This window comes from Alteromonas sp. 009811495 (assembly GCF_028865455.1).
Taxonomy (GTDB): domain Bacteria; phylum Pseudomonadota; class Gammaproteobacteria; order Enterobacterales; family Alteromonadaceae; genus Alteromonas.
Genome location: NZ_CP113972.1, coordinates 258,160 through 278,953, shown reverse-complemented (window position 1 = coordinate 278,953; position 20,794 = coordinate 258,160). Strand labels below are relative to the sequence as shown.

Sequence of the window (20,794 nt, the reverse complement as noted above, 5' to 3'; positions counted from 1 at the left end):
CATGAGAAAAGCAGGATTATTTCTCTTACTCACTTTTGTTTACTGCGCACCGAGTATAGCCAATCAAGAGGTCATTACCTTTGCCGTAAACCCCTCCTCCGCCAAGCAACAAGAGGTTTATCACCTGCTCGCGCAGCGCTTTGAAGCACAGAATCCTCATATCAAAGTGCGAGTATCTTCCCAGTCTCTAGAGTCTCATAAAGTTCGCATACTTAATTATCTCAAGGGTAAAGAGTTAGAAATTGATGTACTGCTTGCCTATGGTGGCACGCAACTTCACAGCTTAATAGACAGTAAGAAAATCACACCACTTGCGTCGTTATGGTTAGAGCATAACTTGGATGCACGCTTTTCAGCACCGATAAAAGAGCTGGTAAGTAAAGAGAGCATGCCTTATGCGATTCCTATGGCTTACTACCAATGGGGCTTTTATTACCGCAAGTCACTTTTTAACAGGCTTGGTTTAACAGTTCCTAATGATTGGCCAACATTTATTGCGCTTGTTAACACGCTTGATGAAAAACACATAACGCCTCTTAATTTTAGTGGTGGCTCATCGTGGTCAACATTAGGCTGGTTCGATTATTTGTCTTTGCGACTGCTTGGACGAGAGAAGTACTTAGCACTCGTTAGAGGTGAGCTATCATTTACCACACCCGAAGTAAGAGATGTATTTGTTCACTGGCAGCAGCTTATTGAGCACAAGGCGTTTGATAGCGCACACGCTGAAATGACGTGGTCTGAAATATTACCGTTTTTCTATAGAGAGCGAATTGCCATGATGTTAAACGGTAATTTCTTTCTTGCGCACGTTCCTGATACTATTCGCAGCGATGTAGGCTTTTTTCCCTTCCCCACAATTAATCCAGAACTTCCCCGTTATGAGAGCGCGCCTACCGACGTAGCGGTACTTACGACCACCGGTGCTAGTAAACCTGCTGCCCATAAATTTATGGTGTTTCTTGCGACGTTAGAAGCGCAAACGATGTTGGCCGATTATGTGGGGAAAATAGCGACTCACTTAGACTATGACGCAGAGCCCCGTTTTCTCCTCGGCATTGGTAAGACGCATCTGCAAAATTCAGATGGGTTGGTTCAGTATTTCGACCGAGAGGCAAGTGACGCATTCAGTAACGGCGCAGCAGCGCTTTTTGTAGCGTTTATTAAAGAAGAGCTTTCTGTTGATTTACTCATTGCCAAATTGGAAGCGATGCGCACTCAAACGCACATAAAAAAAGCCCCTGACAGTGTTGTACCATCAGGGGCGTTTGATTCAATGAACAAGGCAAAAGGCCCTGATTAAGCAGTACCACCTACGGTCAGTTCGTCGATTTTTAATGTGGGCTGACCAACGCCAACTGGCACGCTCTGACCATCTTTACCACAAACACCTACCCCTTTATCAAGGGCAGTATCGTTTCCGATCATTGATATTTTCTGCATTACTTCAGGACCATTACCGATAAGGGTTGCCCCTTTCACTGGTGCGGTAATCTTCCCGTTTTCAATCAAATAGGCTTCTGCACTCGAGAACACAAATTTGCCTGAGGTGATATCAACCTGTCCACCTGCGAAATTAGGCGCATAAATGCCTTTGTCGATAGACGCTATAATTTCTTGTGGGTCGTATTGCCCATCTAACATGTACGTATTGGTCATTCGCGGCATGGGTAAGTGTGCATATGACTCCCGACGACCATTTCCTGTTGGCGCTACCCCCATCAACTTGGCATTGTGCTTATCTTGCATATAGCCTTTAAGGATACCGTCTTCAATAAGCACATTGTGCGCTGTGGGTGTGCCTTCATCGTCTACCGAAAGAGAGCCACGTCTGTCATGTAATGTACCGTCATCAACAACTGTTACCCCTTTTGCGGCAACACGTTGACCGATACGCCCTGAGAATGTCGAGGCACCTTTACGGTTAAAATCGCCTTCTAAACCATGTCCTACTGCTTCGTGTAGTAATACACCCGGCCAACCGTTTCCAAGCACAACAGGCATAGCACCTGCTGGTGATGCTACCGCTTGCATGTTAACCCGCGCCATATGAAGCGCATCATCTGCTAAACCTTCATAAAACGGTTTACCCTCTTCGTCACGGGTGAAAAAAGAGTATGCATAACGGCCGCCTGCACCTGCAGATCCGCGTTCACGTCGTTCACCTTGCTCTAGCAGTACTGAACAGTTCAAACGCACAAGCGGGCGAATGTCCGTTGCCAAGGTACCGTCGCTACCTGCTACTAAGATTTCTTCGTAAACACCACTTAAGCTCACTACCACTTGGTTGGCCGAAGGTTCTTTTTGTCGAATGTAGGCATCTACAGCTTTAAGCAGCGAAATTTTTTCAGCGTCTTGCATTGCAAGAATTGGGTTATTTTCACTATAACGCGCTTCACTGGGCTTTTGACCTAGTGCCGCTACGCGCTGAGTTCCACCGCTTGGAGCAATACCTCGCGCTGCTTTACACGCCTTACCCAGTGCGTCTTCGCTGATTTCATCTGAATAAGCAAACCCGGTTTTTTCACCACTGATTGCTCGAACGCCTACACCGCGCTCTATGTTGTAGCTACCTTCTTTAATAATACCGTCTTCCAATACCCAGCTTTCGTGCTGGCTTGACTGAAAATATAAATCGGCATAATCGGTATCGTGGCGATGAATTGTCGCTAGGGCTTGCTCAAGCTTAGTGATATCTAGCCCTGAGTCAGATAGTAAATGACGCTCAACAGATTTAGACAAAGTGACTCCTGAATCGGTTATGTTCGGCAACCGGCATATTCTGTTTAATGGTTTCTCTTTCTGCAATATCAACGCGCGTAGATGCAACACCGCACTCGGTTGTTAGCTCGGCAAGGGTATCGCCCCAAGGTGACAGTACGACGCTGTGACCATAGGTTTCGCGGCCATTTTGGTGAACACCCACTTGATTTGCAGCCACTACAAAGCACTGCTTTTCTATAGCTCGTGCCTGCAACAACGCATGCCAGTGAGCTTCTCCAGTGCGCTGCGTAAAAGCCGCAGGCAACACCAAAATATCGATATCACCCATTGCAGTAAATAATCCTGGAAAACGTATATCATAGCACACCGCAAGTCCAATGTTGCCAATTGGGGTTTGTACCGTGACCACTTCATTACCCGCAAGCGTAGTTGCCGACTCTTTGTAACTTCCCGTATTGTCATTTACTGACACATCAAACATGTGGATTTTACGATAGTCTGCAAGACATTCTCCGTCGGGCCCAAACAGCATACAAGCGGCCGAAAATTTGTTGGGATCGTCGGTAGTGAGCGGAAAGGTACCCGATACAATGTAACAGTGATGTTGCTTCGCCAGTTGTGATAAACGAGATTGAATGGGCCCGTTGCCCTTTTTTTCCGCCACACTTAACTGGCCTTTGTCTTTTCCGCCAAAATAGGCAAAACACTCTGGCAGTACAACCAAGCTATCATTTTCAATGTTGGCAGCAGCCATTGCATTGGCAACAGTCTCTAAGTTGTCATCTACATTAGGGGCCGAGGTCATTTGAAGTGCGATAAGATTAGCCATCGATTACCTCCATGTTTAGCCTGCGAACATCGTCTTCGGTCAACGGTCTGTCCTGTGGGTTTGCTGGCGGCGGTGTATTTTGTGCCGGCAAACTAATGTCTTTGCTATTGCGCTCTACTTCGTCAAATTTAGGCTCTTTTATTGTGCCTGTAACACGATAGTTGACGTTTGATATTACCTTTGCAGAAGTAAGCACTTGATCTATCGCCAATGCTGCCAATGCGGTAGGCGGTGTTGCTAAAAAGTATACGAGGAAAGGCAGGTTACCGGTCACATTTGGCGCAAAAGAAACATTGTAGTTGAGCGCACCTGAGTTTAAGTCGGTAAAACCAATTATTTCGATGTCCCCTGCACCACCATCAATTTCGGTATCATCGGTGTAGGCTTTACCATTGACAATACTCAGCGTACCGCCCATATCATCGTAGAAAAAACCTTTCGCAAATACGTCTCTAAAATCGAGACTGAGTTTTCTGACCAAAGAATTCAAACTGAATAACGTAAATATACGCGAGCCTTTGTCACTTAACTCTGTTAGATAGCCATCGGACAACGACCAGTTTACATCACCATTTAAGTTCGCCAATGCAAAGTTCATTGGTGATTCAGGCCAATGGATATCAAATTTTACATCGGCGCTTGAGTCTTTAATGCCCGACTCGACGCCAAAGCCTTTAAGCATTTGACCCACATCAGGCGAAGTGAGCGTTCCGTCTAGTGACGTTTCGACACCTTTAGACGTATTTTTCCAATGACCACTTGCCGTAATGTTGGTATCTCTAGAACGCACCAGTAGCTGACGTATTTTGAGTCCCGTCTCTTCTTTTGCCACATCTAAGGTGACTTCCCCAAAATCAATACCGTGCACGCCACAGCTTTGGCAATAGAAGTAAATGGGTGGCAACGAACTGGGGTCTATATCGTACGGCGACACTTCAGCGCCCACTGTGTCGGCTTCACCATCGTTTGCTAGCTCTATCTCTTCAGGTTTTTCCAAGGACAAATAGTCGGCGTTAATCTCTATGCCTTGAGTATCCAAATCGCTGTTAATGCGCACAGTTGCCCTTGCCTGCGGCGAACCAATGTCCAAAATCCAGTCTTTGTCGCGCTCGGTCGCATTTAACTCAACGTTTTTAATGGCATGGCCAGAAAAGTGTAGTTTGTCTGTTTTGGCGAAAATACGCGATGGCGTACTAAACAAGCTATCTCGTTTTTGCGTTTTCTCTGCGTGAGTTGCATTTACGTGAAGCTCAGATTCTCTAAGTTTAGATTCTTGATGAAGCGACCCCCTACCCGATACCAACATATCAATAGTCTTAAACCACTCTTGCACATCAGCATCGGGTAGATTTGCCGCTATGCTAAACCCGGTACCTATGTTAGTGATATCGCTCTCTCCAATCGCTAAATGGGCACGAGAGAACTGCATTTCTTGATGAGGTAATACCCCTGTAAAGCGAATTTCACTTCCTAATTTCGCGTTAACATTCGACGCTTTGCCATCACCTTCACTTTCGATATAAAGCGGAAGATCGCTACCAATTGCGGTGTTAAATGGTGACGGTAACACGCTTTGCATAGCGCCTAAGTCTGCATTTAACGTTGCCTTGTAAGAAAAGTCTGCTTTACCCAGTACTAAATCTACGTCTGTTTGCCACTTGGCCTCGCCATCGATGTAGTCCGTTAATTGCGTATTGACGTAATTTGCCAACGGATGAACATGCCAACGCCCACCTAACTCAACGTGAAGATCATAGTTGTCGCCTTGTCTGCCACTAAACGCCATTTCTACCGGCTGATTTAAGAAACTAGCGGCTAGACCATCGGCATCAATGTCCCCGTTCGTAAACGTAATATCGCCGGTTGCGTTATCAAACAACATTCCTGTGCTGGCAATATAAACAGGATTGCTAGACAAATGGGCAGTCCCCGACGCAACGACGTCTTTTCCTTTAAGTGGGATATCAAGCTTAATATCAGCAGATAACGGCCCTGAAACTTGCACTTCATCATTAAGTACTTTGCCCAGAGAATTTTTGATAGATGACGACATCATGAGGTCGGTTAGCGCCTGGCCTGTGCCCGCTCCGTTGGCATAAATAAGTAACCGTTCGCCCGGCTTAAAGCTAGGTATAGTTGCAGACATCTTGCTAATTTGCATTTCGCCTAGTTGCGCCGAAGGGCTTTCCATTACAAGGGCGTTATTGACAAAATATAAGGACAAATCGAGCTTTGTTAGTGCAGGCCAATCAGGAGCAAATAAAAAGTCACCTTGCTTTATATCCACATAGGCCTGAAAAATGCCCGAATTATCGTCAAATGGAAATGCAGAGGGTTTTCCATGCCACAGCACGCGAGCACTTTCGATTGCCCCTTTGCCATTGAAAGCACGAGTAAGATAGCTATCAGTGTTTTTACCCATGCCTATTGTAGGGAACAAGTCACTCACCCCACTAAGCGACATTGGACTGATATCCGCATAAATCGACATCAACCCTGTTGAGGTGTTTATCTTAAATTGTGGTTTGAGGGTCACGCTGTCACTATCAAATAGCATGTTATCCCCTCTAATGATCCACTGCGGGGACGCTGCTACTTGTTGCTTAGTTTCTTCTTGGTAAGACGTGTGCGGGTAAATGAAGAAATCAGCTTGCAACGCATTTATGTTTAAATCTTTTTTAATTACGCCCTTAGAACTCAACACGCTGTTAGTACTATTTAGGTAAACAGCACCGTTGTTTTTATACCAATAAAAATCAACATCAAGAGACGAAAGCCCAGGTACGTTGTCGCTCTTTGACCACTGAAGATCAACGACTTTTGCAGCCAGCTCTGGTTTTCCATTGTGCAATTGAAATTGCAGTGTTGCCAATTCACCTTTTGGATCCAACGCGCGAATTTCATCTTCGCTAGTGTCATCCATGAACAACGGCAGTAACAACAAGAAAGGATTTACTTGCACCGGCTTTACGGTATTAACTAACACGTCACCATTGTGGTTAATACTGCCAATTAGGTCAGTGGTTAATGTTTCGTTGCTTGAATTCAAAACAAGCTGGTCGACACGCACATTCCAGCCCGTATCGGTGGGCAACGCTTGCAAGCTCCCGCCCGTGATACCCGTTACTGTTTTAACCGTCTCATCGCCCCATTGCAGAAGGCTGTTGTTGAGCTCTGCCTGTACGCTGTTAATTTGGGTGTCATCAAGGCTCACCCACACTTCAAAATTAGCGCGACTTTGCGCCAAAGGACGCTTGGTATTAATAAGGTCGCTCACCCACGGGGATATATCTAAATCCTCTGCCTTTGCGTAGAAGACGCCGTTAAACTTCTCTCTCGTACCGTTAATATCTATGATGAACGACGCAGAGTTGGCGGCTAAATCTGCCACCTTCATGCGTCCTAGCCCTTGGTGACGCTCTTCAAAGTTGTTCCACGACAAGCTTTCAATATCGAAAGTACTGACTTCATTTTGTCGCGATACTGATACGACACCATCTTCAAGGGAAAAGCTCTGCAATTGCTCTAGGAATAAGCGTTCTAGCGCATTTACTACTGGAAAGTTGTTTTTGCTGTCGCCAGATAGCCTGTCAGCATCGATATCAAGATGTAGGCCGCGCAATTCGAATCGTGTAGAAGAGACAAGTTGCAGGCGTAGCGACTGCCAAAAATCTAATTCAACGTAGATTTGACGGATATCAAGTGCCACAGGAGAGGCATCGTCTTTAGCAAGCGATACCGAATTAAGGACGATGCTTGGCCCATTGCGTTGCCACACCGCGTGTACACTATCAATTGTAAGATTGACCCCGTACTGCTCGTTAATATAGTTCTCTAACAGGTGTTTATTGTGCTCGATATGCGGCAGGGCATAACGGGCAGCACTTAACACCAGTGCAAACACTACAAGTAATACGGCGAGTAGCAGCCAGAACTTCTTTAGCAAATAAGCGGCTACCGACGAAAAATTTGTCACACTTTGCCTTTGTATAAGTTAATGCGTTACATCATGACGACGTCGTACTTATCCTGGTTGTACAAAGTTTCGGTTTGTACCTTAATTTGTTTAGATACAAACACTTCCAACTCAGCTAGCATGTGAGACTCTTCGCCCATTAACGCTTCAGCCACTTTAGGCGACGCGTAAACCACAAACTTATCGGCGTCATAAGCACGGTTTACCCGTACAATCTCACGCATAATTTCAAAGCAAATAGTTTCAATGGTCTTCACTGTGCCACGCCCTTTACATACGGGGCATTCACCACACAGTATATGCTCTATGCTTTCACGGGTGCGCTTGCGGGTCATTTCAATAAGCCCCAACGCCGTAAAACCGTGAATGTTTATCTTAGCTCTGTCCTTGTTTGTCGCCACCTCTAATGAATGTAAGACCCTTCTTTTATGGTCTGGTTCAATCATATCGATAAAGTCGATTAGGATCATACCGCCCAAGTTGCGCAGTCTTAACTGGCGCGCAATCGCCTGCGTCGCCTCAATATTGGTGTTAAATATGGTTTCTTCTAAATTACGGTGGCCAACGAATGCCCCCGTATTAATATCAATAGTGGTCATCGCTTCGGTTTGGTCGATAATGAGATAACCACCGGATTTTAAATCCACCCGTCTTTCCAACGCTCGTTGCGCTTCATTTTCGACATCGTACAAGTCGAAAATTGGTCTGTCTCCGGTGTAGTACTCAAGCTTGCCATTCATTTCAGGCACATATTCTTTGGTAAACTGATGAAGCTCTTGAAAAGACAGTTTCGAGTCAATGCGAATACGGTCGAGCTCTGTGCCAACAAAGTCACGCAATACACGACGCGCAAGTGGCAAGTCTTCGTATAGTACGTTGGACTTGCGCTTTTTCATGCGCGATTGAATTTTATCCCACAAGCGACGCAAAAATGCGGCATCAGATTGCAGTTCAGTTTTACCCACGCCTTCTGCAGCGGTGCGAAGAATAAAACCGCCATTTTCGTCACAAAATTCTTGAACCAACCCTTTTAAACGCTCGCGCTCCGCTTCTTCTTCAATGCGCTGCGAAACACCTACGTGGGTAACCGACGGCATGAACACTAAATAGCGGCTTGGAATGGTAATATCTGTGGTTAAGCGAGCGCCTTTTGTTCCAATAGGATCCTTTACCACCTGAACAACGATATCTTGTCCGTCGCGCACAAGCTCGCGAATGTCTTGTTTTTGAATATGACTGGCAGACACTTCTTCCGCAATTTCATTATGAATAACAATGTCTGAAGCGTGCAAAAACGCCGCCTTTTCTAACCCAATATCCACAAATGCTGCTTGCATACCAGGCAAAACACGGCTTACTTTACCACGATAAATGTTGCCCACTAATCCACGCTTTGTATGTCGTTCAACGTGAATTTCTTGCAAAATTCCATTCTCAATCAGCGCCACACGTGACTCTGATGGCGTAACGTTAATTAGTAGTTCAGCACTCACCACTACACTCCAAATGCATTGAGCAGTTGACGGGTTTCATAAAGGGGCAAGCCCACTACAGCACTTGCACTGCCGTTAATTGAAACGACGAATTCACCGCCGATCCCTTGAATTGCATAACTTCCTGCTTTATCCGCAGGTTCACCTGTTTCCCAGTATGCGTCAATTTGGGCATCCGTCAATGATGCAAATTCAACATAGGTATTAATTACTTCGGTACACTGTTTCACGTTACTTACCGCGCTGATAGCAGTAAGTACTTCGTGTTTATTGCCTGATAACATGCGAAGAATGCGCTGTGCATCGGCCTTGTTTTCTGGCTTACCTACACTATTACCATTAAAAGCAATGAGGGTATCACTGGCCAAAATAACCGTTTCGTTCGTCATTTCGCCCTGCTGCGTTAATTTCGCCTTAACAGCAAGCGCTTTTTCTGCGGCTAATCGTTTAACTAAGGTATCGGGAGATTCACCGTCTTTAGGTGTTTCATCAATGTCTGCTGGCAAAATGCGATGTGCAATGTTCATCTGCTTAAGCAACGCAGTACGCCTTGGTGATGCTGACGCGAGTACAACCGATTTAGTCATGTGTCTGCCTTAATTGAAAGTATGTACTTGCTGCTTAGGATATTGAAAACTGTCGACGAGTTCGACGAAGTAACCAGAAAATCCAAGGCCACACCATCATTGACGTAATAACAGGCCACAAATAATCAACCTGGAAATAAATATCGGTAAGAAGGTGCTGCACCCAAAACGTGAGCAAGTGATAAAGTGAAGAAAGCAGGCCGATAATAATAGCTTGTTGCCATACTGAGTAATTGCGAAGTCGCTGGTAATTTGCAGCGAGCACATAAACACAAATACTCAAACCAAGACTGTGTATACCTAGGGTTGTCCCAACGAGGATATCCATGGCGATACCCGTAACAAAAGCGACACCCACATTAACACGTTGCGGTAGTGCCATACTCCAATAAGCCAAAACTACCAGCACCCAGTCAGGACGATAAACATCAACCTGAATAGGCAGTGGCACTATTTGTAGTACCAACGAAATCGCTATACTTATCCAAATTACGAGGTTACGTTTACGCATCGGTTGACTCTTCTACTGCCTCGTTATTTTCTTCTGCATTTGTTTTTTTCGTGTACCAAAGTAACAACAAGTGTCGCAACCTATCTAACTTAGCGACCGGCGATACAACCACTTGTGCAAAAGGACGACTTTCGTCACGTACAACCTGAGTAACCTGGGCCACTGGATAGCCTTCAGGGAAGACTTTTCCTAAACCCGACGACACCAAGATATCCCCTACCTTGATGTCTACGCTATGTGGCACGTGCTCAAGATACAGTTCATTTAAGCTACCGCTGCCATTCGCAATAAAGCGGATATCGTTGCGTAGTGAGCGCACGGGAATAGCGTGAGTAACATCGGCAATCAGCAGAACCCGACTATTCGTTGTACCTACTTCCGTGACTTGTCCCACAATGCCTTTGTCATCAATAACGGGCTGTGACAGATAGACGCCGTCTATTGCCCCCTTATTAATAACCACTTGTTGGCTGTATGGGTTTTTATCCACCGCCATTAACTCAGCAACCATCTTTCGAGAATCAATGCGTAGAGGCGCTTGAAGTAGCTCTCTCAGTTGTCGGTTTTCTTTTTGAATAACGTCAAATTGCTGCAGTTTTTCACTCATTAACAACAGTTGGTTATTGAGCTTCTGATTTTCGGCAAGTAACTGCTCTTGAGAAGTGAGGCGCTGAGCACTTTCATTAAGCATAAGCCCAGGCAAATTCGCAATGTATTGCAACGGACTCATGATGGAGTTGAGGTAAACGCGCGTAGACTTAAAACCATCAAGCTTGTGATCGACAAATATCAACAGCACCGACAAAACCAATGCCAGTGCGAGTCGATTATTCAGCGATGGGCCGCGCGTAAAAATAGTATCCATGATACAAATAAGGCAACCTTAAGGTTGCCTTTCCTGCTTACTCGTAACTAAACAGGTCGCCACCGTGAAGGTCAATCATATCGAATGCCTTACCGCCACCGCGCGCTACACAAGTTAGCGGATCATCCGCAATAACCACAGGAATGCCCGTTTCTTCCATAAGCAATCTGTCTAGGTCTTTAAGTAGTGCACCACCACCGGTTAGTACCATACCGCGCTCAGAAATATCTGACGCTAGCTCAGGAGGAGACTGCTCAAGGGCAACCATTACCGCAGATACAATACCTGTAAGTGGCTCTTGCAGCGCTTCTAGGATCTCGTTTGAGTTGAGCGTAAAGCCTCGTGGTACACCTTCAGCAAGGTTGCGGCCGCGCACTTCGATTTCACGCACTTCTTCACCAGGGTAAGCTGCGCCGATTTCGTGTTTGATACGCTCAGCAGTGGCTTCGCCTATAAGTGAACCGAAGTTTCGACGAATGTAGTTAATAATGGCTTCATCAAATTTGTCACCACCGATGCGCACTGACGATGAGTACACCACACCGTTTAATGAAATAATGGCAACTTCTGTTGTACCACCACCGATATCAACAACCATTGAGCCCGTAGCTTCAGATACGGGTAAGCCAGCACCTATTGCTGCCGCCATTGGCTCGTCGATAAGGTAGACTTCACGTGCCCCTGCGCCTAGCGCAGACTCTTTGATAGCACGGCGCTCAACCTGTGTTGAGCCACAAGGTACACATACCAGCACGCGAGGGCTTGGGCGCAAGAAGTTATTGTCGTGTACTTGCTTGATAAAGTGCTGAAGCATTTTTTCTGTTACATAAAAGTCGGCAATTACGCCGTCTTTCATAGGACGAATCGCACGGATGTTCCCAGGCGTTCTACCTAACATGCGCTTCGCTTCAGCACCGACAGCTGCTACGCTTTTCGGCCCGGCTGCACGCTCTTGACGAATAGCTACAACGGATGGCTCGTTAAGTACAATACCTTGGTCTTTTACGTAAATCAGCGTGTTAGCTGTTCCGAGGTCTATGGACAGATCGTTAGAGAACATGCCTCGAAGCTTTTTAAACATGAAGAGTGTATTCCTGTTTTTGTGTTAACGCGTATATGCAAAGGTGAGATGGCGACGCTTTAACATGAAGTCGATATTTATTGTCACACTTTAACAATGGGGGCAAATTTGGGCAAGTAATGCCTTTATTTGTTGTTAAATTATATTCATTTAGCACTGCAAGTTCTCAATTTTGGTCTTGCAGAGGTGTAGTGTGCATCGTTTTCCCCTTATTCAAAGAGGTTTACCATTTTACATGATAAAAGACTACGCAAGGGCTAAAAGGTTCCCATTGTCGAGCAACGATTAGAACTCTATATCAGTTGTTTTACCTGAAGCAGGGTAGTAGTCAAAATAGGCGCCACTGCTTAAACTATAACGACACCAATAGTTGTCTTCGCTATCGTCCGTGTCGGAATAGTAGCGAGCGTGTACCTTAAAGCCATCAACGTTCAACGGCGATGCCACTAAGCCCGTCCATACTTTCTCACAACCTTCGTCAGTAAGCGCTGCGGTGGGCCATCCATTGTGATTCATTCTTACTGGTTTACGATTAATTTCTTTTCCTGCTTTATCATAATGAATCAACATGATCATCGTGGTAGGCTGCTGTACGCGCCATTGCCAGTGTGACGAGATAACATGATCTCTGAACGTTGAGGCGCTACTTAAAAAAGCATTTTCGGTTGTGTTGCTTTCATCAGTATTAAAAACATTGATTAACACCCCAAGCGCAATAGCAAAAATTGCGGCAATGGATGCCTTCATTATATTGAGATATGGAGAAGTGTCATTTGTTGTATTTTTCATTGTTCTCTTCCTAATGCCGACATCAATACACTGTACTAACGGGCGATATCGCTATTTTATCGGCATAGAGAACAAAATATAAAGCAGATGTTTATTGGGAAAGCACCGTTATTCCCCAAAAATCACTATTTTTCTGCTTTAGTTGCCACCCTTTTGCCATTAGCGCCTTGCGGGTGAAGTAGTTAGTCATACCATGGCCAAACAGCACCAAACGTTCATGTTCTAATGATAAATCTTCAATGCGAGCAACCAGATTATCTACTCGAGATTTCGCTGCTTCAAAACTTTCAAAACGGCCTTTCTTGCCCAAAAACCATAACGCTCTACTTACAACAACCCAATGCCATGTACGCAGTTGCACAGGTAGTTTGTAGTAAGGTATGTCCATTTCTCTTAGGTCGTCGCACACTTCGTCGGCTTTTTTCACGCCATAATGTGTTGCTGTAAGTTGGGCGCGTACAAGCGGGCTCACCATGATATAGCTGTTATCAAGGTGAGTCGTAGTCTCGGGTTTACTCTGCGGATCGAGTTCGGATTTATTGTACGCTTTTATCCACTTTGCGTATTGCGATGCAGTTACTTTGTCATTGTGGGCAGACAAGGGTTTGCCATGACGAATTAAAACGATTTCCTTTGGATGATAATGTGCCATAACGTCCCTGTTAGCGTGTAAGTACAATTAAGCGTTGTGAATTAGGCGCTAGCTAATTCGACATTGTGCGTTTCGCCGTCTACGTTGGCACTAATATAAGTAGCCAGCTCTGCTTTTTGTTCTTCAGTTAAACGCAGCCCATGCTTTGTTCTGCGCCAAATAATGTCTTCCAGTGACATGGCCCATTCATGATTAATTAGGTAGTCAACTTCTGCTTGGTATAACCCTGCCCCAAAGTCTGTGCCTAATTCATCGAGTGACGAGGCATTTTTCAAGAATTTGTTACACAATAAGCCGTACTGTCTTGCATAGCGCTGCGCTTGAGTAATCGGCAACCATGGATAGGTTTGAGTTAACTCAGCCACCAGCGATGCTTGGCTTTCAAATGCGCCGCCGGGTAGCGGCACTTCTTTGGTCCATGCTTTCTTTGCTTTCGGGAAGCAGGTGACAAGTTTATCAACCGCATGCTCAGCTAATTTCCGGTAGGTCGTAATCTTTCCACCAAAAATATTAAGTAAAATCGGCGCGCCTTTCTCACCTTTAAGCTCAACTTTGTAGTCACGCGTCAACTCTTGTGCAGAGGCGTTCTTTTCTTCAAGTAAAGGACGCACACCGCTGTAACTGTGAACAATATCGCCATGACTTATCTTGGTTTTAAAGTAGTTATTTACTACATCAATTAAGTAGTCAGTTTCCTCGTCAGAGATAGACGCCTGTGAAGGGTTACCTTTATAGTCTTCATCCGTTGTGCCCACTAAGGAGAAATCACCTTCGTAGGGGATCACAAACACTATGCGCCCGTCTTTATTCTGCAAAATATAGGCTTCTTCACTATCGTAGAGTTTCGGCACAATAAAGTGGCTGCCTTTAACCATGCGCATTGCGTTGGGGTTTGCAACATCAACCAATCTATCTAAAAACGAAACAGCCCAAGGACCGGCAGCGTTAACAATTGATTTCGCCTTTACTGTAAACGTTTTCCCTAAATGCGTCTTTAATTCCACATTCCATAGTGCGCCATCCTTTTTTGCGCTCACGCACTCTGTGCGAGTGTAAATGTCTGCCCCTTGATCCTTAGCCGCGAGTGCATTTAGCACCACTAGGCGTGCGTCATCTACCCAACCATCTGAATATTCGAAACAGGTCGAAATCTCATTGACTAGCGGACCTTGGGGCGTTGTAGACACCTTTCTTGAACGCGGGAGCATGTTTCGTTTAGCCAGTGAGTCATACAAAAATAAGCCAATTCGAATCATCCAAGCCGGACGCAAGTGCTTTTGATGAGGAAGCCTGAAACGCAATGGCCACATGATGTGTGGCGCTTTTTGAAGCAGAACTTCACGCTCTGCTAGGGCTTCTTTTACAAGTCTAAACTCATAGTGTTCTAAATAGCGAAGACCGCCATGAATCAATTTGCTACTTGATGATGAAGTCGCACCAGCAAGATCGCCTTTTTCGCATAGAGCAACAGACAACCCTCTACCTGCTGCATCAAGTGCAACACCAACGCCATTAACACCACCACCGACGACGAGTACGTCTACGGTTTTGTCTGCTTGCTTACTTTGATTCATGTTATGCCCCTTTACGGCCATTCTTTTATTTGGCTATTTGACAACCAAAAAGAAAACATGTCAACACAAAACGAACATTTTCGAACATTAAAGAAAATTAAAAACCAAACCCAGCTGTTATACTGGCCGATGAATGAATAGCTAGAATTGGGCCGCGATTAGCACCGCGTATAAACCGCAGAAATCTACTTAAAATAAAGAAGGTAAAATGAGTGTGAGTGGGGTTTATGACAAGAAAATGATTATGCCTTTACAAAGGTGATTTTGTTTTCTTCTATAATTTTGCTGATACTTGGCGGCGGCGTTTTATCGCAAACCAAACAATCTACCTGTGATATGTGGCCTTGCTCAACCATAGCGCGACGCTCAAACTTGCTATAGTCAGCAGCCAAAATCACGTGCTGCGTATGTTCCAATATCGCTTGAGACACCTTTACTTCACGAAAATCGAAATCGAGAAGTGCGCCATCGGCGCTAATCCCACTGATTCCAATAATACCGTAGTCCATTCTAAACTGACTGATAAAATCACAGGTTGCTTCACCAATTATGCCGCCATCGCGATAGCGCACCTCACCTGCAGCAATAATCACCGAAAAGTCTTCTTTGGCTGAAAGAATAGTGGCTACATGAATGTTGTTTGTCACAACATGCAAATTTTTGTGATTAAGCAACTTTGTGGCAATCATTTCGGTTGTCGTACCGATATTGATAAACAGTGAGGCACCGTCTGGGATCATTGCGGCAACGGCTTCTGCAATTTTCTCTTTAACCTGACTATTTTGCGTTTTTCTTTCCTGATAAGGCGTATTTTCCCAGCTGCGATTAAGGCCAGCACCACCGTGATAACGGCTGAGTACACCATTTTCGGCTAACTGGTTTAAGTCTCTGCGGATAGTCTGAGGTGTCACGTCGCACGCGGTGACCAAATCATCAATAGACATAAAGCCATGTTGTTTAATTAATCCAACAATTTTTTCGTGCCTTTGCGTTTGGTTCATCAAGCATACCGTTATGAGTAAAAATGGAGTTGTCAGTATACTTCCTTCTGTTTCAACTTCCCATGCCAATTCGAAAATCAAATGTTCGTTTTCGAAAATATAGCGTTGTTAATCCCGTGTAAATGATGCAAACTCTATGAAAACTATCTTCAGGAGTGACGTCATGGGACAACATATTCTTGCCATTGACCAAGGCACAACAAGCTCACGTAGTATTATTTTTTCTCCAAATGGAAAAATAGAGGGTATTGCTCAACAAGAGTTTTCACAAAAGTACCCCAATGATGGTTGGGTTGAACACGACCCTGAAGAAATTTGGGAAAGCGTTGTCACCACCTTAAAAGAAGTGTTCAACAAGTGTAGTGTTACACCTGCAGATATCGCGTCGGTTGGTATCACTAACCAACGAGAAACCACGCTGGTTTGGCATAAAGAAACGGGTAAGCCAGTGTATCCTGCCATTGTTTGGCAAGACCGTCGCACGTCGCAACTTTGCCGTGAGTTAAGTAATGATGAAGGGCTAGTCGATTATATTACACAGACCACAGGGTTGTTACTCGACCCGTATTTCTCAGCAACTAAAGTCGCCTGGATTCTAGATAATGTAGAGGGCGCTAGAACACAGGCTGAGAATGGCGAGCTACTCTTCGGTACTGTTGATACCTTCCTTATTTGGCGATTAACTGGTGGAAAGTCTCACAAGACAGACGCGACCAATGCATCGCGCACTATGCTGTTTGATATCAATAAGCAATGTTGGGACGACAAACTGCTTTCTACGTTCAACATTCCACCATCAATGTTACCTGAAGTTATGGATTGCGCCGCAGATTTTGGCGTGATTGAAGAGAGTATTATTGGTAGCGCCACGCCTATTCAAGGTGTTGCAGGCGATCAACAAGCCGCATTAGTGGGACAAGCTTGCTTTGAAAAAGGCATGGCCAAAAGTACCTATGGCACAGGTTGCTTTATGATACTTAACACTGGCGATGCCCCACTTAAATCAAAGAATAGATTGCTTACTACTGTAGGTTATCGACTTGATGGTAAAACTACCTACGCGCTTGAAGGCAGTATTTTCATGGCCGGCGCTACCGTGCAATGGTTACGCGACGGTCTTAAACTCATTGATGATGCCGCAGAAACTGAAGCGCTTGCTCAGCGAGCAAGACGCGACAATGGCGTATTTTTAGTCCCCGCTTTTACTGGCCTCGGTGCGCCCTATTGGGACCCTGATGCACGAGGAGCCATTCTGGGATTAACTCGAGACACAGGAATTAGTGAAATCGTGGCCGCAGGCCTTCAATCGGTGTGCTATCAAACTAAAGACTTACAAAAGGCCATGGAAAGTGATGGCGCTAGACCAACCAATATACGTGTAGACGGTGGAATGTCGCGAAACGATTGGGTAATGGGCTTTTTGTCAGATATTTTGGGTGCGGAAGTCGAACGCCCAGAAGTCACTGAGACCACTGCGTTAGGCGCCGCGTTTCTAGCAGGGTTGCAAGCTGGCGTCTTCAACAGTGTTGATGATCTCACTCAATGTTGGAGAAGTGATAGCGTTTTCACACCAAGACTTTCTAAAGCAGAGCGAGATCAGGCATATGACGGCTGGAAAGCTGCTGTAGAGCGCATTCGTTGTAGCTAATTTCTGCTTATTTTTCTGATTGTTAATAAAGTGCGGTTATAGCCCGCACTTTTTTTATACAAAAAAATTTTTTTATAACATTGTAATTACATTGTCATTTTGTGCTAGTATTGGAAACAAGGTAAACGTTTCACCTTTTACCTTAAAACAGAAACGTTATATTTTTCATAAAGTTACAAATAATAATCGCGAAAATATAACGTTAAATGTGTAAAAGTAATGTTAATAAGCTTGATCCGCACATACTAAAAACGTAGTTTTAGTGCTAAATACGTTAAAACGTAGCCTACTCACGGAGAAAACACAGTGACACATAAAATTAACACATCACAATTAGGCCCAATTGCGAGACGCTCACTTTTAGGTGTTGCTATCGCCTCTGCCCTACACGCTCCAATTACATTCGCTCAAGAAGAAAATAATTCTCAAAAAGAGCAAATGGAAGTTATCGAAGTAAAAGGTTTTACCAGCTCACTTAAAGCGTCAATGCTTGATAAGAAAGCATCAGACGTTGTTTATGATGGTATTACTGCTGAAGATTTAGGTAAGTTCCCTGACCAAAACGTTGCCGAATCACTGCAAAGAATCACCGGTGTGGCAATTGACCGCTCTGGTGGTGAAGGTCAATTTATTACTGTTCGTGGTTTTGGTCCAGATTTCAATACTGTGTTAGTAAATGGACGTCAAATTGCTACGGAAAACCAAGGCCGTGCGTTTAGTTTTGATACTTTGCCTGCTGAACTTATCAGTGGCGCTAAAGTTTACAAAAGCCCGCTAGCATCAATGCAAGAAGGTGGTATTGGCTCTACTGTTGAAATCACTACTGCACGCCCTTTCGCGTTTGACGGCTTTAAAGCTGTAGCCAGTGTGAAAGGCATGTACGAAGACATTTCTGAAGAAACATCACCACAAATGTCTGGCCTCATCACCAATACCTTTATGGATGGTAAGCTAGGTGTTCTAGCCGCAGCTTCATTCCAACAGCGTGAACTGCAAACAAACATGCTTGAAACGCGCTACTGGCGTCCAGGTGTAAGTATTACTAACCGTTCTGAGCTTGATAACCCAGCTTACGCTGACAGTGCGCAATTTAACGGTGTGTATATCCCGCAAAACTTTGACCAGATTGTTGACCTTGTCGATCGTGAAAGAACCTCAGGTACACTTGTTGTTCAATATGCGCCAAATGATGACATGACGCTAACGTTAGACGGCTTGTATTCAAAGTTTGAGGTTGATTCGGATGCACACAGTGTGGGTCACTGGTTCTCTGATAGCAACTTGGACAATATGTCTTTCACAGACAATGGTAGCCTTTCTGGTGTAACCAGTACTGTTGTAGACGGTGTAGGTGGTGCAACTGACTTTATCCGTCGCCGTTACGGTAGAGACGTAGATATTCAGGCATTTGGCGCTAACTTCGAGTGGATTGTTAACGACAACCTTACCGCAAACATCGATATTTCAACTTCAACGGCTGAAGATTCTAGTGGTGGTGCGAACTTCTTTACTGTTGTAGGTTACAACAACGAATACAGTGTTGATTATTCTGGCTCAACACCAACGCTTTCAGTAGCCGGCGGTGATGCAGCATTACAAACACCTTCGTTAGGCCGTATGCACTACAATGAGCGCAATGGTTTCGACGTAGAAGATACTATCTCTGAGTACCGCGCAGATTTCACTTGGGTTCCAGATTCAAACAATGCGTTCTACAAAGCAGATTTTGGTGTTTATTATCAAGATCGTGAAAAAACGAATACTCGCCTATTCGCCTCTGCATGTAACGTATACTGTGGTTACAACTTTGACCTACCTGACGAATTGTTAACGCTATTTACTGCAAAGAACTACTTCAGCGGTGTACCAAATCAGTGGTTAACTTACGATCCTGAGGCGTTCTTCAACTACGCAACTTCAGATGCAGCGGTTCAACAAATCTCTGATGCAACAGGCCTAGCATTTGATGATGTTCGTGCGACTATTGACGCAACTAATATCGCCAACCCACAGCCTAGCAATGACTCGTTCGCGGTTACTGAAGAAGTACTAAGTGCTTATGTTCAGTTCTACTTCTCTACAGAAGTTTCTGACATGCCTTTAGACATAAACTTTGGTTTCCGTTACAGCGAAACAGATACCTCTGTTGATGGCACAAGTCAGGTTGTTAGAGATCTAGAGCCAATTCCAAACGATCCTTCAGATTTGAACATCGTTTATGAAACAGATTTCGGTACTGCAATCAATGAAACCAACAGCTACTCTTCATTGTTACCGAACGTTAACGTGAAGCTTCAGTTAACTGACGATCTTTACTTACGCTATGCGTACTCAGAAACGTTAACTCGCCCGATGATGGACGACCTAGTACCAGTATTTAACGTTACTGTTTCACGTCCAGGAAACTTACAAGCGCAAGCGGGTAACACAGCACTACAGCCATACAGCGCAACAAGCTGGGACGTATCACTAGAATACTATTACGATGATACAAGTTACTTCTCAGCGGCGGCGTTCAACAAAGAAGTTGAAGACTTCATTGCTGGCGACGTAGAAGATGAGTCACTGTTCCTAGAAAGTGGTGAATATGTATTTAGCGTACTTCGTCCACGTAACGGTGAAACCCTTGAAGTAGAAGGTTTAGAATTAGCGTGGTTGCACACGTTAGAAAGTGGCTTTGGTATTCAAGCTAACGCTACTATCGTAAATTCTGACGCAGAATTTAGCCTTCCAGGTCTAGGTAACTCACAGAACATCACCCTGTTCTACGAAAAAGATGCATTCCAGGCACGTGTTGCACTAAACAACCGTGAAACCTTCATGCAAGAAGCAGTAAGTTCACTAGGCGGAACAGAGCCTCGTTTCACAGAAACTTATACTCAGGTTGATATGAGTGTAAGCTATGACATTAACGAGTCTCTAACGGTATTCTTCGAAGGTATCAACATTACCGACGAAGAGCTTACACGTCGCGGACGTTTCTCTGAGCAATTTGTACAACAAGTTGCAGATGGTGCACGTTACGCAGTAGGTGTACGTGCTAGCTTCTAATTATCATTAGACT

15 protein-coding genes are annotated in these 20,794 nt (G+C 44.7%); 3 read left to right on the top strand and 12 right to left on the bottom strand.

Annotated features, from left to right (window positions below; translation table 11 throughout):
• Window position 1: 1 nt before the first annotated feature.
• Window positions 2-1,303: an ABC transporter substrate-binding protein gene (locus OZ660_RS01235; RefSeq protein WP_274742293.1), complete on the top strand. Its 1,302-nt coding sequence runs from the start codon at window positions 2-4 to the stop codon at window positions 1,301-1,303.
• On the opposite strand, the gene tldD is transcribed toward OZ660_RS01235, so the two are convergent.
• The 12 genes from tldD to OZ660_RS01175 form a co-directional block, all read right to left on the bottom strand.
• Complete coding sequence (tldD, locus tag OZ660_RS01230) at window positions 1,300-2,742, bottom strand: metalloprotease TldD (protein ID WP_202263234.1); 1,443 nt, start codon at window positions 2,740-2,742, stop codon at window positions 1,300-1,302. The genes OZ660_RS01235 and tldD overlap by 4 nt on opposite strands.
• Window positions 2,735-3,553, bottom strand: a complete 819-nt coding sequence (locus OZ660_RS01225) for a carbon-nitrogen hydrolase family protein (RefSeq protein ID WP_274742292.1) — start codon at window positions 3,551-3,553, stop codon at window positions 2,735-2,737. Before OZ660_RS01225 ends, tldD begins: the two co-directional genes overlap by 8 nt.
• The gene (locus tag OZ660_RS01220; protein WP_274742291.1) at window positions 3,546-7,529 is read right to left on the bottom strand and encodes a YhdP family protein; all 3,984 of its coding nucleotides are present in this window, start codon (window positions 7,527-7,529) and stop codon (window positions 3,546-3,548) included. The genes OZ660_RS01225 and OZ660_RS01220 overlap by 8 nt, the downstream gene beginning before the upstream one ends.
• Before the next feature lie 26 nt (window positions 7,530-7,555).
• Window positions 7,556-9,022: a ribonuclease G gene (rng, locus tag OZ660_RS01215; protein WP_159627187.1), complete on the bottom strand. Its 1,467-nt coding sequence runs from the start codon at window positions 9,020-9,022 to the stop codon at window positions 7,556-7,558.
• Between the two features lie 2 nt (window positions 9,023-9,024).
• Window positions 9,025-9,609, bottom strand: coding sequence for a Maf family protein (locus OZ660_RS01210; protein ID WP_274742290.1), 585 nt, complete (start codon window positions 9,607-9,609; stop codon window positions 9,025-9,027).
• Between the two features lie 34 nt (window positions 9,610-9,643).
• A complete protein-coding gene (mreD, locus tag OZ660_RS01205) occupies window positions 9,644-10,120 on the bottom strand; it encodes a rod shape-determining protein MreD (protein ID WP_159627189.1) in 477 nt (158 codons plus the stop codon).
• Window positions 10,113-10,985 (bottom strand): rod shape-determining protein MreC, encoded by an 873-nt coding sequence (mreC, locus tag OZ660_RS01200; RefSeq protein ID WP_202263231.1) that lies wholly within the window; start codon window positions 10,983-10,985, stop codon window positions 10,113-10,115. Before mreC ends, mreD begins: the two co-directional genes overlap by 8 nt.
• 37 nt (window positions 10,986-11,022) lie before the next feature.
• Window positions 11,023-12,066, bottom strand: coding sequence for a rod shape-determining protein (locus OZ660_RS01195; protein WP_014947909.1), 1,044 nt, complete (start codon window positions 12,064-12,066; stop codon window positions 11,023-11,025).
• Window positions 12,067-12,351: 285 nt separating this feature from the next.
• Entirely contained in the window at window positions 12,352-12,855 is a 504-nt protein-coding gene (locus OZ660_RS01190; RefSeq protein ID WP_274742289.1) for a hypothetical protein, read from the bottom strand.
• A gap of 91 nt (window positions 12,856-12,946) precedes the next feature.
• Entirely contained in the window at window positions 12,947-13,507 is a 561-nt protein-coding gene (locus tag OZ660_RS01185; RefSeq protein ID WP_226434101.1) for a histidine phosphatase family protein, read from the bottom strand.
• Between the two features lie 41 nt (window positions 13,508-13,548).
• The gene (glpD, locus tag OZ660_RS01180) at window positions 13,549-15,081 is read right to left on the bottom strand and encodes a glycerol-3-phosphate dehydrogenase (protein WP_274742288.1); all 1,533 of its coding nucleotides are present in this window, start codon (window positions 15,079-15,081) and stop codon (window positions 13,549-13,551) included.
• Window positions 15,082-15,323: 242 nt separating this feature from the next.
• Window positions 15,324-16,082 (bottom strand): DeoR/GlpR family transcriptional regulator, encoded by a 759-nt coding sequence (locus tag OZ660_RS01175; RefSeq protein ID WP_159627194.1) that lies wholly within the window; start codon window positions 16,080-16,082, stop codon window positions 15,324-15,326.
• 163 nt (window positions 16,083-16,245) lie between these two features.
• Between OZ660_RS01175 and glpK the strand changes: the two genes are divergently transcribed.
• Together glpK and OZ660_RS01165 are read left to right on the top strand one after the other, a co-directional pair.
• Window positions 16,246-17,730, top strand: coding sequence for a glycerol kinase GlpK (gene glpK, locus OZ660_RS01170; RefSeq protein ID WP_274742287.1), 1,485 nt, complete (start codon window positions 16,246-16,248; stop codon window positions 17,728-17,730).
• A gap of 306 nt (window positions 17,731-18,036) precedes the next feature.
• On the top strand, window positions 18,037-20,781 hold the full coding sequence (locus tag OZ660_RS01165; protein WP_274742286.1) for a TonB-dependent receptor: 2,745 nt from the start codon (window positions 18,037-18,039) through the stop codon (window positions 20,779-20,781).
• Window positions 20,782-20,794 lie beyond the last annotated feature (13 nt).